Genomic DNA, 12,858 nt, shown 5'->3' with positions numbered 1-12,858 from the left:
AGCGGGCTCAGCGGCGGAGCGTCCGGCACCGCCGGGCCAGCGACGACGGCCCGTGCCGCTTCCAGCTTGGCCAGCCGGGCCTGCACCTCGGCCAATCGGTCGGAGGTGCGGCGCGCGAAGGCGAGCGCCGCGAACGCAACCAGGAGGGCAATCCAGTCCAGAGGCCAGTCGAACATCACGAAGTCGCAGTCCTGAAATCGATGGCGCCCGCCGGCGTCATGGGGAGGGAACAGGGCCATGCCGGCCCGCGGCTCGCGCCGCGAATCGACGTGACGGCACGCGCGTGCCGTCACGATGGCTGCAGTTCCTTGAGTGTCAAACGGCGGACGGGAAGTTCAAGCTGCGCTGGTACACGGCTACTCGGCGCGCGCCTTTCGATGCACCGTCGTTCCGGGGCGCGCGACCCGCGAACCCGGAACCCAGAGGTTTGAGTCCGGGCGGTCTATCGAGCGCGACCAGCTCGAGGTTCCGGGTTCGCCGCTGGCGCGGCGCCCCGGAACGACGGGGCTGAGACGGCTGCGGCTCATTCCAAGTCGATGCGGAAGGGCTGGCTGTCGACCATCATCGCGCCCGGGCCGATCGCATCCAGCGCGCGCACCATGCGGCCCTGGCGGCCCAGCGCGCGGTCGGCAAGGCTGACGATCAGGCGGTTGGGCGAGGCGATCGGCGAGGCCTGGCGGATCGCCCAGGCGATATCGAGCTCGTCGCGGTGCGGGTTGAGCGCGCAAGCCGCCGCGAAGGCGCTGGCGGTGGAGCGGCTGATGCCGGCATAGCAGTGGATGACCAGCGGCGCCGCGCGGTCCCAGCCGCGCACGAACTCCAGCACCTGGGTGACATGGTCGTCGCTCGGCGCCATGAAGCCCGGCAGCTGCTCGGTGATGTCGTCGACCGAGACCCGCAGGTGGTTCTCGGGCCGGATGCTCTCGGGCCGCTGCACCTGCTCGACATTGGCCATGATGGTCAGCACGTGACTGGCGCCGGTCAGGCGCACGGTCTCGGGCAAAGCGGCGAGTGAGCAGACGTGGATCATGAGGAGCCTTTGGACGCCCGATTATACGAACGGCGACACAAGGGCAAAAGCGCGTTTTGGATGTCAGCTGTCGGGCGGGCGCATATGTCCCGCTCCGGCGCATGCGTGGGCGAGCAGCCGTCAGCGCGTGTTCTTGAGGTGCCGCAGCTCCTGACGGACCAGATGGGTCTTGACCTCGATCTCGGCGTTGAGGCGCTCGACGTGCTCGAGCACGCGCTCGCGGCTCGGCGAGCCGACCTCGACCGGCTTTTCGGTCCAGGGGCGGCGCACGAACAGAGCCACCACGGCGACGGCCAGGGCGGTCAGGAGCGGGAAGCTCAGGGCAACGAGCTGGTGCGTGGTCATCGAAGACCTCCCAGGATCCACTGACCCAGCAAATGTAGGAGGACTCCGGTGGCAATGCAAACCACGCCCGAGCCATAGATCAGGCCGGCCGGGGTGCCCGGCGGCAGCACCCCGTAGACGAACTGGGCCAGCGGCACGAATGTCCCGGCGGTGACGATCGCGGTCGCCAGCGTGTTCATCCAGTTGGCCAACAGCTTCAGCCGCTCGTTCTGGCGTTCCTCCGGCGTCAGCGGCATCTCAGCATGACCCCAGCACCAGGTTGAAGCGGGTCAGGAACCGCTTCTCCGCCTTGGCTGCGCTCCACGGCGTGAGATATTCGGTGACGGTCGCGTCGGGGAGGCCGGGGTCGCGACCGAACAGCTTCTTCGCCTCGCTCTCCGAGAAGCCGGCGAGCCGGGTGGCTTCCAGATAGGCCGAGCCGCGGTCGGCCGCCTTGATCTGACGCTCGATCTCGGGCGCAAGCTCTGCGGCCAGGCCGAAGCGGACGTGAATGGCGCCGAGCAGCCGTTTCTCGACCGATTTGTAGCTGCCGCCGAGCACCGCCTTGAACGGCGAGATCATGTCGCCGATGACGTATTCCGGCGCATCGTGCAGCAGCGCCGCGAGCCGCAGCCTGGCATCGATGTTGGGCTTCTTCGCGCGCATCACCGTCTCCACCAGCAGCGTGTGCTGCGCGACCGAGAAGATGTGCGCGCCGGACGTCTGGCCGTTCCAGCGCGCCACGCGCGACAGCCCGTGCGCGATGTCGCCGATCTCGACATCGAGCGGCGAGGGGTCGATGAGGTTGAGCCGCCGTCCTGAGAGCATGCGCTGCCAGACACGATCTTGCCCGCTCGGGGACTTCTCAGTTGTCATTTGGGAGGTTTGAGGCGCGGAGCGCGGCGCTTGCCGCTGCAGGTCTCGTGGCAGAAGCAGGTGACGAGATGGTCGTTGACCATGCCGGTCGCCTGCATGAAGGCGTAGACGATGGTGGGGCCGACGAACTTGAAGCCGCGCGAGGCCAGCTCCTTCGACATCTTGATTGACAGCGGCGTCGAGGCCGGCACGCTCGCCGTCGTCTTGAACTGATTGACCTTCGGCGCGCCGTCCATGAAGCCCCACAACAGCTTCGAGAAACCGGGGCCCTTGTCCTGGATGTCGAGCCAGGATTTCGCGCTGAGAACAGCGCCCTCGATCTTGGCGCGGTTGCGGACGATGCCGGCATCGTTCATCAGCGCGTGGATCTTCTTGTCGCTATAGCGCGCGATCTTGTCCGGCTGGAAATCATCGAAGGCGCGGCGGAAATTGTCGCGCTTGCGCAGGATCGTGATCCACGACAGGCCGGCCTGGAAGCCGTCGAGGATCAGCTTCTCGTACAATGCGCGATCGTCATATTCCGGCACGCCCCATTCGGTGTCGTGATAGGCGACATAGAGCGGATCGCTGCCCGGCCAGGGGCAGCGCGTCAGGCCATCGGGATGGACGACAGAGGAGCGACCCATGCGGACGGCTCAGGCGACCGTCTGCTTCGGCGCGCCCTGCAGCGCGTCCGGATCGGCCACGCGCAGGGTGAGGCCGCCTGCCGTCAGCGGCGTGCCCGCTTCCATCGCCTCGGTGGCGCGGTCGATCCGGAGCAGCGCCATGCCCTTCCGCTGCGCGGCCGAGCCCATGGTGCCGACCGTCTTCTCGCCGGCGAGAATCGGCGTGCCGGGCTCGGGGCTCAGGCCATCGAGCAGCACCTGAGCGGTGCGCGTCCGCGTGGTGCCGCGATGGTGCATGCGGCTCACGACCTCCTGGCCGACATAGCAGCCCTTGCCGATGTCCACGCCGTGCAGCCGGTCCATGTTGGTCTCGTGCGGGAAGGCATCGCCATACATGAAGTCGAGCCCGCCGCGCGGCACGCTGCAGTCGATGCGATGCGCCTCATAAGCCTCCGCGCCGGCGATCTCGGCGCCGAGCCTGGCCGCGATGTCGGCGAGCGCATCCTGCGACGCAATGACGCGCGCGCCAAGACGCTCATGCCGCGGATCGATGAAGCTCTGCTCCGGCATTGTGCCGACCGCGCCATCCCAGACCGCGATCACGCCGAGCCTATCAGAGAGGTTGCCGACCGCGACCTTGGCCCTGAGTTTGTAGACGTTGAGCTTGTCGGCGAGCGCCTGCGCCAGCGCGCGGGGAACGTCGAGCAGGAAGCGCTCGCCGCCTTCTGTTGCCGGTACCTGCGTCACGAGGAAATCGATGATGATCTTGCCCTGCGGCGTCAGCAACGCGCCGAACCGGGCCTCGCCCGGAACGAGCTTGGTGACGTCGGTGGTAACCAGACCGTTGAGGAACTTGCGTGCATCGTCGCCGCTGACCTGGACCACGCCCCGGTCGTCGAGAAACGTCGCTTTCATTCGAAAAACCTCTTGCGACACGCCGCACTGAAACGTAAGCCGCCCTGGCATAAACCACAAGGCTGAAACACCCCTGCGCGGTGGCTTCATTCTAAAGATTGAGATGCGCGCGCCCTCAGAGGCCAGCAAATGGGCAGGCGCGCAGCATGATCGAACTGCCTTGGGGTGATCAGGAGAATGAAATCCTATGAGGGGTTCATGAGCCAGCGGTTCGACGTCATTCTGAAATCCGGCACCGTGGTCAATCAGGACGGCGAAGGTGTCCGCGACATCGGCATCACCGCTGGCCGCATCGTCGAGATCGGCGATCTCGGCGCGGCCTCGGCCGCCGAGATCGTCGACTGCAAGGGCCTGCACGTGCTGCCCGGCGTGATCGACACCCAGGTGCATTTCCGCGAGCCCGGCCTCACCCACAAGGAGGATCTCGAAACCGGCTCGCGCGGCGCCGTGATGGGCGGCGTCACCGCGGTGTTCGAGATGCCCAACACCAATCCGCTGACGGTCACCGAGGAGGCGTTCACCGCCAAGATCGAAGCCGGCCGGCATCGCATGCATTGCGATTTCGCCTTCTTCATCGGCGGCACCCGCGAGAACGTCGAGCAGTTGCCGGTGCTGGAGCGCGCCGAGGGCTGCGCCGGCGTCAAGGTGTTCGTCGGCTCATCCACCGGCTCGCTGCTGGTCGAGGACGACGACAGTCTCCGCCGCATCTTCCAGGTGATCCGCCGCCGCGCCGCGTTCCACGCCGAGGACGAATACCGCCTCAACGAGCGCAAGGGCCTGCGCGTCGAGAACGACCCCCGCTCGCACCCGGTCTGGCGCGACGAGGAGGCGGCGCTGCGCGCCACCCAGCGCCTGGTCAACCTCGCGCACGAGACCGGCAAGCGCATCCACGTGCTGCATATCTCGACGAAGGAAGAGATCGTGTATCTGCGTGACCACAAGGACGTCGCGACCGTTGAGGCCACGCCGCATCATCTCACCTTGGCGGCGCCGGAGTGCTACGAGCGGCTCGGCACCTACGCGCAGATGAACCCGCCGGTGCGCTCAGCCGATCATCGCGACGTCATCTGGTGGGGCGTCCACCAGGGCATCGTCGACATCCTCGGCTCCGACCACGCGCCGCACACCGCCGAGGAGAAGGCCAAGACCTATCCGGCCTCGCCGTCCGGCATGACCGGCGTGCAGACCTTGGTGCCGATCATGCTCGACCACGTCAACGCCGGCCGCCTGTCGCTGCAACGGTTCGTCGACCTCACCAGCGCCGGCCCCGCCCGCATCTACAACATCGCCCGCAAGGGCCGCATCGCCGCCGGCTATGACGCCGACCTCACGATCGTCGACCTCAAGCGCAGCGAGACCATCACCAACAAATGGGTGGCTTCCAAGGCTGGCTGGACGCCTTACGACGGTGTACGCGTGACCGGCTGGCCGGTCGGCACCTTCGTCCGCGGCCGCCGGGTGATGTGGCAGGGCGAGCTGCTGACGCCCGCGACGGGCGAGCCGGTCAGGTTCATGGAGACGTTGCGGCCGTAAGGCGCTGCTGCACTGAGTTAGATCGCTCAATCCTCGCACCGGATTGAGCTGGCGTGGTTAGCGACGCGCTGTCAGATACAGTGCCCTCTCCCCCAAGGCGAAGCGAAGCTTCGCCAGGGTGGGAGAGGGCAGGTACGGCGCATCCTCAAGCTCGGTCGGGTGAGGGGTCTCTATCGGCGTGCCGCGCTTGCGGAGACAAACCCCTCACCCAACCGAGGACGTTGATAGTTCGGAGATGCCCTCTCCCACGAGGAGAGAGGGCACTGTATCTGACAGCGCAGGGGACGGAGAGTCTCGCGCCCCGCGGCAACTCACCCGAACAGCTTGTCGATATCGTCCTGGGAAATCGCCACGCCCGGCCGTTTCGGGCCCTCCAGCAGGTCCGGCTCGCTGGGCGCCGCAGTCAGCTCGGCGGCCATCCGCGCCAGCTCCTCTTTGCCCCAGATGCGGACCAGCTTGTTGATGTGGTCCTCCATGAACTTCAGCGACTTGACCACGCGCGTGATCCGCTGCCCCGTGAGGTCCTGAAACGCGCAAGCCTCGAACACCTTGTTGGTGCTGTCGACGATCTCCTCGCAGACCGCTACGGTCTTCGGGTCCTTGACGCCCTGCAGCTTCCCGACGCTCTCGCTGATCGCCTCCATGCTTTCGAGGATCGTGTTCCCGGCTGCTTCCGTGTTTTCCACGATCGCGTCGAGCGTGTCGGTCATCGAGGCGAAACTGCCCTTGCCGTCGCCTTGAAGAGCGGCGAGCTCGCGCCGCATGCTGCTGATCTGGCCGAACATCTCGACCAGGTAGGTTTTCAGCAATCTCTCTTCTTCCGGCGCAATCATCAGTAATCCCCGACTTTCCCTTCGACGTTTCTTACTAAAGTCTTCACGTGGTCAGTGCAGACTCCGGCGTGCTCTTCTGTGATGGCATCTCGGATTTCGATTCGGTGGTGACCAGCTCGCGATATGGCCATCGAGATCTCGCGTAAGCTCGAAACGGTCCTGCGGCCATTTAGGTAAAAATCAGCTGCCTAGTATTTCCCGTTTTCGTTAAGGGGACATGTTCATTCGCGTCAAAAGCCCGCAAATTTCTATTGTGAAGGTTTCGGAAGCGATACGGCCGACGAGAGCGAGAGAGGACGGGTGCAGATCATGTAACCCGGATGAGCGTAGCGACATCCGGGTTCACCAATGCCGCATGTGAGACCCCGGGGATCGCTTTCGCTCATCCGAGCCACGGACGGTGGTCACGGCAGGTGAAAAGCAGCCTGCTTTCGTTTTCCTTCGCGGCCTTTTGTCATTGAACGCCAAAGGTCGTCCATTGACCTAGCTCGGATCGTCTCGTCGTCCCTGGCGATGCCCGCTCTCAGGGAGCAGCGAAAGGACGCAGTCGCGGGGTCGGAAGACCGCTTTGGCCCAAAGCAGACTTTGGCTTCCGGCAATTTTAACTCTTGTCGGGCATCTACTTACCGTAGCGATGGATGTGAGAAAACTCTCGCGCGCCTGCTTCCGCGCTGGAGAGCGTTTGGGGGAGAGCGTCGATGGCTCAAGCAAGTTCGAGGCCGCGGATTGGCGAAGGGCGCATCGGCAGTTCGCTCTGCGCTGCGATCGGCGTGCTCAGTGTCGCTGCGGTGCTGTGCCTGCGCTATCCCGCCTTTCTCACGACGCCCGAGCTGCGCGTCCATTACGACGTCGAACTGCTCCGCCTCACGCTGGCGATCGCCATGGTCGCAGGTGCCTGGTTCGGCGTCATCGGAATCGTCCTTGGCGGCTTGCGGCTGAGCGCTGCGATCGGCCTCAGCGCGCTGTTCCTCGCCATGCTGCTGGGCGGGCCCTACGTGTCCACGCCGGATTTTCTCCAGCCGCGCTTCTATCTCGGCCTCGACTGGCTGGTGCTCGATCTCTTCTTCACCGGCGCAGCCTTCATGCTGCTGGAGTGGGTCTTCCCACGGGTACGGCCGGAGCAGGGGCCGCTCAGCCCCGGCTGGCGGCTCGATCTCGCTTATTTCGGCGTCAACCACCTGCTGATCGGCGTCTTCCTGGTGGTCTCGACCCATTTTGCCCATGACGCTTTCGCCTGGGCGATCAGCCCGTCCCTGCAGGCGCATGTCGTGGCCCTGCCGGCGTTCGTCCGCTTCCTGCTTGTCATCCTGGCGGCCGATGCCGTCGAATACGTCGCCCACCGCGCCTATCACGAGGTGCCGTGGCTGTGGCGAATCCATGCGGTCCATCATTCGCCGGAACACATGGACTGGCTGTCGGGATCGCGCCTGCATTTCCTCGAGCCATTGGCCACGCGCGCTTTGGTGCTGGTGCCGATCGTCCTGCTCGGCTTCCCGCAGGACACGATCTTTGCCTATCTCATCTTCATCTCCGTGCAGTCGGTGCTGATCCATTCCAACATCAAGATGGATGTCGGCTGGCTGCGCTACGTGATCGTCACGCCGCAATTCCATCACTGGCACCACGCGTCGGACGCCGAGGCGATCGACAAGAACTACGCGGCGCATACGCCGCTGTTCGATATGCTGGGCCGAACCTGGCACCTGCCCAAGGATCGCTGGCCGGTCAAATACGGCACGGTGAAGCCGATCCCCGGCGGCATGCTCGGCCAGTTCATGCACCCCTTCGTCGGGCCGGTGAAGGAATTCCTCGAACATCGGAATCCATGAAGCGGCGTGTTCCGCTGGTGCCGGTCTGAGGGGTCGGAGCGTGCTTGCTCATTGAGAACATCGGTGACGCGGGCTCTCCGGCAAGTTCAGCGTGCTCGATCGCAATTCCTGATTTCGCGCCGACCGAATGAAGTAGGCTGCTGCCGCGCCCGGCTGCTCGTCGGGCAAATCAGTGCGCGATCAGGTTGGTCAGGGCGGTACTCTCAGCCACGACGACTCTACAAAGCACATGCGCCGAAACGACAATTTTGCGCGTCGCCTCAATGCCATCGCGTCGACCGTCCCGTCTGGGTTCAGAAACATCTTTCTTTTTTCCAGAATTCATGCCACTGCTCTCGCATCCCGCCTCAACGAGAGGGGCGTACGCGCGGTCGTCACGAGACGCGAGGCGGGGAGGCGGTGGACGTGTCGGGTTGCAGCGTGGCTTGTCCGCGCGGACGAACAATCTCGATGCGGACGTCAAGCCGTGTGGTTCTGACCTCCCGGTGCCGAGGTCAAGTCGGCTGTCGATGCGAGAGCGTCGGCGCTGATGATGGGGGCAAGACAGCCGGTCCCCAGGGAGAGCACGGAGTAAGCGTTAAACCCATCGCGCAGGGAAGGCTGGGCTCATCCGGCTGCACCTGTGGTTCCTGCCCCGTGCATTCTTGTTCGCACGGGGGCCATGGGCGTCAGCCGACGCCCAGCCTTCCCTGCGCCCTCGATCTTGCGGGGGACGAACGTCGGTCATCGCTCGGGTGCATCGCGCCGCGAGGATGATGAGGCGTGTCCTGCTATTTGAAATGTGTAGATGGACGGCAAGCTCGCAAAGACAGCCCCGCGCTGATCAGCGCTGCGGTGGCCCGGAGGCCGTTCGGCATCCACCACTGTCATCACCGCGAAAGCGGGGATCCAGTACGCCGCGGCCTATCGAGGACACACTGGCGGCTCTGGAATACTGGGTCGTCCGGTCAAGCCGGACGACGACAGCCCGTGTGTAACTACTGCATCGCGCGGGACAGCGAGAACTCGCCGTTGCGGACGCGCTCAGGCATGCCCTCGACGAAGCTGGCGACCGCGTCCTCGCCATAGGTGGTGACGAGCTCGGCCAACGCCGCGAACAGGCTGGCTTGCGCGAGGCAATCGCCGTCGACGCCGTCGTGGCGCGCCTCGGCCCAGGCCTCGTTGAGGTAGCTGAGCGCGGCCTGCTTCTGCTCGTGATCGGGCAGGGCGGCGGGAAGGGCACTGAAGGTAACGGGGAAGCTCATTGAGTTCAGTCTGGCGGCGCGCCGGGGCGCAAGGAAATCCGAACGCGGGCGCGCCGGACAAGGCAGGTGTATCACGGGGAACGCGGACGCCTAGGCCAGTTCTTTAGGAAAGGTTAACAAGGTTAACACAAACGTGGATAACGCGCCGGCCCCGTCAATTGGCGTAGCGAGCGGTGAGATCGCGCGAAATCTTCGAGCCCTCGTCGATGTAGCGGCGGATCGCCACCATCGCCGCCGGCGTGCAGGTCCGGTAAGTCTGCTGGAAGCCGTTATAGCCGCGGTTGAAGCCGGCGATCATGCGGGCGCGGCGTTCGCCCGAAGGCGTCTCGGCGTCGATCAGCGCCTGCATCTGGTTGCGCCATTTGGCGCCTTCATTGCTGCCGCAGATGCCGCGGAGGTAATGCAGGGTGCCGAGGATCTCGGCCAGCCGCTGCAGATCGCCGTCGAACGGCGCAGCCGCATCCTGCGCCCGCGCAGGCGCGGCGGCGCAGGCCGCAACGAGGACGAGAACAGCCAGCAGGCGTTTGGGGACCATCAGGAGCACCGCCGTCATATGCCTTCGCCCGGTGGCGGACGCAAGGCGCCTACAGCAGCGCCCGGGCGGTGGCGATGATGCCCGGCAGGCCCTCGGTGAGGGACAGTCCGTCCAGGTCGTGGGGAGCGCGCCACAGCACGTCGTCCAGCTCGTCATTCAGCACGGGCTCGCCGGCCTGCCAGCGCGCGGCAAAGGGGAGGATCACGTAATGGCCGCCGCCGCCCTTGGCTGGCAGCACCTCGCGCCAGCCGGCCAGCCCGATGATCGTGATCGACAGCCCGGTCTCCTCCATCACCTCGCGCGCCAGCGCGTCGTGCAGGCTCTCGCCGAACTCCACCCGGCCGCCCGGGAGGGTGTAGGCGCCCTTCGCCGGAGACCGCGCCCGGCGCACCAGCATGATCTTGCCGTCGCGGAAGATTGCGGCGCTGACGGCGAGCTGGGGGTGGCGGGGAGGTGGGGCGAGGATCATGGCAGGTCTGCTCCGGGGCGCAGTGTGCACTCTAACGTGAAGAGCGCACGGCCGCAGCTCCGTGCGACACTAGAAGCTCGCCATGATCGCGTCGACGGCGTCGACCTCGTCGACCTCCGCCACAGGTTCCGGATCGAAATCGATGTCGCCATTGATGATGCCGCCGGCCTGCGACACCAGCGGCTTGACCCAGCCCGCGGCCTGCTCGGCGAGCTTGGCCTTGGTTGCGTCCTGCTTGGCCTCGCGCATCGCGCTGCCGACCGCGAGCAGGATGTCGGTCATGGTCTTGGTGAGATGGTCGAAGCGGTCGCGGATCGCCGGCTCGGCCTGCTCATAGGCTTCGATGACGAGATCGCGGGCCTTGAAATTGGTGTGCGTGAAATGTTCTGGATAGGTCAGCGGCGACCACGCCAGGAAATCCTCGGCGCATTCCGGGATATCGGGAATCATCTCGAGCAGCATCACGGCTTCGTTGAAATGATTCAGATAGTCGGTGGCGAGGCCGGTGCGCGGATTGATGTTGGCGGCACGCAGGATCGCGGCGCGCGCCGGATCGATAGCGCTGCCAGCCGGTCGTTGGGTCGTGCGATCGGAAGGCACGGATTGGGTCGCCGCTGCGGTCATCCGCTGCAGTGTTCCCAACCCCGGTTAAAAGGTGCTGAACACAGCAGGATTTGAGTGACATTATGTGTGGACGCTTCGTCATCACTTCACCACCCGCGGCTCTCAGGCAGATCTTCGGCTACGAGGAACAACCGAACTTTCCGCCGCGCCACAACATTGCGCCGACGCAGCCGATTCCCGTAGTTTTGCTGGATCACGACGTCAGACATTATCGCTTGATGCGCTGGGCCTTCATGCCGGCGTGGGTCAAGGATCCCCGTAGTTTCACGCTGCTGATCAATGCGCGTTCGGAGTCCGTACGCGAGAAGCCCGCCTTCAAGAACGCGATTCGTCGACGGCGTGTGCTTGTGCCCGCTGATGGGTATTACGAGTGGCAGGTGATCGACGGCCGCAAGCGGCCGTTCTTCATCCATCGCAGCGATCGCGCGCCATTCGGCTTCGCCGCACTCGCCGAAACCTGGATGGGACCGAACGGCGAGGAGGTCGATACGGTCGCCATCGTGACCGCGGCTGCCAACCCCGCTCTCGCTGCCTTGCATCATCGGGTTCCGGTGACCATCAGGCCGGATGATTTCTCGCTGTGGCTCGACTGCCGCAGCGATGATCCGACCGACGCGATGCGGCTGCTGGTCGCGCCGGAAGACGGCGAGTTCTCCTGGTACGAAGTGTCGACCCGCGTCAACGCGGTGGCCAATGACGACGAGCGATTGCTGCTGCCGATGACCGAGGAGATGCGCGCGGCGGAAGATGCGCAGCGCAAGCCGGCGAAGAAGGTTGCATCGCGTAAGATTGCAATTGCGCCAGTGGATGATGGTCAGGGAAGTTTGTTCTGAGGCAGGCTGTAACAACGCAAAAGGTCGTCATCCCGCGAAAGCGGGGATCCAGTACGCCGCGGCTTCTCGTGTTGAAACGACTGCTGGTGGAATCCTGGGTCCCCCGCTTTCGCGGAGGACGACAGGGGAGCAAGACCCGCGACTGAGGCGTTGGCCGCGCTCAGACGAAAATCCGCAGCGCCGCATGCTGCAGCAGCATGATGGTTTTCGCGTCCTGGATGCGGCCGTCGGCGATCATCGCGAGCGCCTCGTCGATGCTGACCTCCAGCACCTCGATCTCCTCGCCCTCATGCGCCAGCCCGCCACCGGCGCTGACGCGCATATGCGGCTCGTACTCGGCGACGAAGAAGTGGATCTTCTCGGTGACCACGCCCGGGCTCATGAACGCCTCGAACAGGAACTTGACGTCGTGCAGCCGGAACCCGGTCTCCTCCTCGGCCTCGAGGCGGATGCGCTCCTCCGGGGAGGCTTCGTCGAGTAGGCCAGCAGCGGCTTCGATCAGGAGATCATCGTAGCCGTTGATGAAGGCGGGATAGCGGAATTGCTTGACCAGGATGACGCTGCGCTGGACCAGATTGTAGGGCAGGATCGCCGCCGCGTTGCCGCGCTCGAACACGTCGCGGCTCTGCATCTGCCAGGTGCCGTCGTCGCGCCGCCATTCGAACCTGGTCGAGGTCAGCGTGCCGTAATGGTCGGAGAGCACGCGCCGCTCGTGCACGCGGATGCGGTCGGAGATGCTCATGCGGAACCTCTACTTCATGCCGGGAGTCGGCGGGCGCCCGTCGAGCCATTTCGAGAACACCACGCTGTCCTGCACGGCATAGTCGAGCGCCTGATAGAACGCCTGCACCTTGGTGTTGTCGCCGCGCACCATCAGCATCAGCTTGGCGATGCCGCGCCCGCGCAGCCAATCCTCGGCGGCGGCCATGATGGCGCGGCCAAGGTCCTGGCCGCGATGATCAGGATCGACGCTGACGTAATACACCCAGCCGCGATGACCGTCATGGCCGACCATGGCGGAGGCCGCGATCGCGCCGCCGCTGCGGCCGACGAGCACGGTGGACTCATCGCCGCGGCGGGCGAGCGCGATGTCGGCGGCCGGATCGTTCCACGGCCGCGTCAGGCCGCAGCGCTGCCACAGCGCGATGATCGCGGGCACGTCGGCATCGGTGATGTCGGAGATGGTGAGAGCGGAGGTCGTGTCCATG

The 12,858-nt window shown here is 65.3% G+C and carries 17 protein-coding genes; 3 read left to right on the top strand and 14 right to left on the bottom strand.

What is annotated here, in order from left to right; genetic code table 11:
• From BRAO375_RS19995 to ygfZ, 7 genes are all read right to left on the bottom strand, one after another.
• Positions 1–239: hypothetical protein (locus tag BRAO375_RS19995; protein WP_035641376.1), on the bottom strand; the 239-nt coding region annotated here is incomplete at its 3' end.
• A gap of 284 nt (positions 240–523) precedes the next feature.
• Complete coding sequence (locus tag BRAO375_RS19990; protein WP_009029260.1) at positions 524–1,030, bottom strand: tyrosine phosphatase family protein; 507 nt, start codon at positions 1,028–1,030, stop codon at positions 524–526.
• A gap of 120 nt (positions 1,031–1,150) precedes the next feature.
• Positions 1,151–1,375, bottom strand: coding sequence for a hypothetical protein (locus tag BRAO375_RS19985; protein WP_009029259.1), 225 nt, complete (start codon positions 1,373–1,375; stop codon positions 1,151–1,153).
• Entirely contained in the window at positions 1,372–1,611 is a 240-nt protein-coding gene (locus tag BRAO375_RS19980) for a hypothetical protein (RefSeq protein ID WP_009029258.1), read from the bottom strand. Before BRAO375_RS19980 ends, BRAO375_RS19985 begins: the two co-directional genes overlap by 4 nt.
• Before the next feature lies 1 nt (position 1,612).
• Positions 1,613–2,230 carry a YfbR-like 5'-deoxynucleotidase gene (locus tag BRAO375_RS19975; RefSeq protein ID WP_009029257.1) on the bottom strand — a complete coding sequence of 206 codons (618 nt, stop codon included), beginning with the start codon at positions 2,228–2,230 and terminating at the stop codon, positions 1,613–1,615.
• Positions 2,227–2,856 (bottom strand): DNA-3-methyladenine glycosylase I, encoded by a 630-nt coding sequence (locus BRAO375_RS19970; RefSeq protein ID WP_009029256.1) that lies wholly within the window; start codon positions 2,854–2,856, stop codon positions 2,227–2,229. The genes BRAO375_RS19975 and BRAO375_RS19970 overlap by 4 nt, the downstream gene beginning before the upstream one ends.
• Positions 2,857–2,865: 9 nt before the next feature.
• Positions 2,866–3,750 carry a CAF17-like 4Fe-4S cluster assembly/insertion protein YgfZ gene (gene ygfZ, locus BRAO375_RS19965; RefSeq protein WP_009029255.1) on the bottom strand — a complete coding sequence of 295 codons (885 nt, stop codon included), beginning with the start codon at positions 3,748–3,750 and terminating at the stop codon, positions 2,866–2,868.
• Between the two features lie 198 nt (positions 3,751–3,948).
• Here ygfZ and BRAO375_RS19960 point away from each other — a divergent pair, with 198 nt between their 5' ends.
• Entirely contained in the window at positions 3,949–5,283 is a 1,335-nt protein-coding gene (locus BRAO375_RS19960; RefSeq protein WP_009029254.1) for a dihydroorotase, read from the top strand.
• Between the two features lie 311 nt (positions 5,284–5,594).
• Here the strand turns inward: BRAO375_RS19960 and BRAO375_RS19955 are convergent, their stop codons facing one another.
• Positions 5,595–6,116 carry a protein phosphatase CheZ gene (locus BRAO375_RS19955; RefSeq protein WP_009029253.1) on the bottom strand — a complete coding sequence of 174 codons (522 nt, stop codon included), beginning with the start codon at positions 6,114–6,116 and terminating at the stop codon, positions 5,595–5,597.
• Between the two features lie 698 nt (positions 6,117–6,814).
• Between BRAO375_RS19955 and BRAO375_RS19950 the strand changes: the two genes are divergently transcribed.
• A complete protein-coding gene (locus BRAO375_RS19950) occupies positions 6,815–7,945 on the top strand; it encodes a sterol desaturase family protein (protein WP_009029252.1) in 1,131 nt (376 codons plus the stop codon).
• Positions 7,946–8,922: 977 nt separating this feature from the next.
• Here BRAO375_RS19950 and BRAO375_RS19945 read toward each other — a convergent pair.
• From BRAO375_RS19945 to BRAO375_RS19930, 4 genes are all read right to left on the bottom strand, one after another.
• Complete coding sequence (locus tag BRAO375_RS19945) at positions 8,923–9,189, bottom strand: hypothetical protein (RefSeq protein ID WP_009029250.1); 267 nt, start codon at positions 9,187–9,189, stop codon at positions 8,923–8,925.
• A 154-nt stretch (positions 9,190–9,343) separates the two neighbouring features.
• A complete protein-coding gene (locus tag BRAO375_RS19940) occupies positions 9,344–9,742 on the bottom strand; it encodes a TIGR02301 family protein (protein ID WP_009029249.1) in 399 nt (132 codons plus the stop codon).
• A gap of 31 nt (positions 9,743–9,773) precedes the next feature.
• Complete coding sequence (locus BRAO375_RS19935) at positions 9,774–10,193, bottom strand: NUDIX hydrolase (RefSeq protein ID WP_009029248.1); 420 nt, start codon at positions 10,191–10,193, stop codon at positions 9,774–9,776.
• Between the two features lie 69 nt (positions 10,194–10,262).
• Entirely contained in the window at positions 10,263–10,817 is a 555-nt protein-coding gene (locus tag BRAO375_RS19930; RefSeq protein ID WP_035641374.1) for a hypothetical protein, read from the bottom strand.
• 62 nt (positions 10,818–10,879) lie between these two features.
• Between BRAO375_RS19930 and BRAO375_RS19925 the strand changes: the two genes are divergently transcribed.
• Complete coding sequence (locus tag BRAO375_RS19925; protein WP_083842505.1) at positions 10,880–11,650, top strand: SOS response-associated peptidase; 771 nt, start codon at positions 10,880–10,882, stop codon at positions 11,648–11,650.
• 160 nt (positions 11,651–11,810) lie between these two features.
• Here BRAO375_RS19925 and BRAO375_RS19920 read toward each other — a convergent pair whose 3' ends face one another.
• Positions 11,811–12,392, bottom strand: a complete 582-nt coding sequence (locus BRAO375_RS19920) for an NUDIX domain-containing protein (RefSeq protein WP_009029245.1) — start codon at positions 12,390–12,392, stop codon at positions 11,811–11,813.
• A gap of 9 nt (positions 12,393–12,401) precedes the next feature.
• A complete protein-coding gene (locus tag BRAO375_RS19915) occupies positions 12,402–12,857 on the bottom strand; it encodes a GNAT family acetyltransferase (RefSeq protein ID WP_009029244.1) in 456 nt (151 codons plus the stop codon).
• Position 12,858 lies beyond the last annotated feature (1 nt).

It is taken from the genome of Bradyrhizobium sp. ORS 375, from assembly GCF_000239775.1.
GTDB lineage: Bacteria > Pseudomonadota > Alphaproteobacteria > Rhizobiales > Xanthobacteraceae > Bradyrhizobium.
The sequence above is the reverse complement of the archived record's forward strand: the minus strand, read 5'-3'. Positions and strand labels throughout refer to the sequence as shown.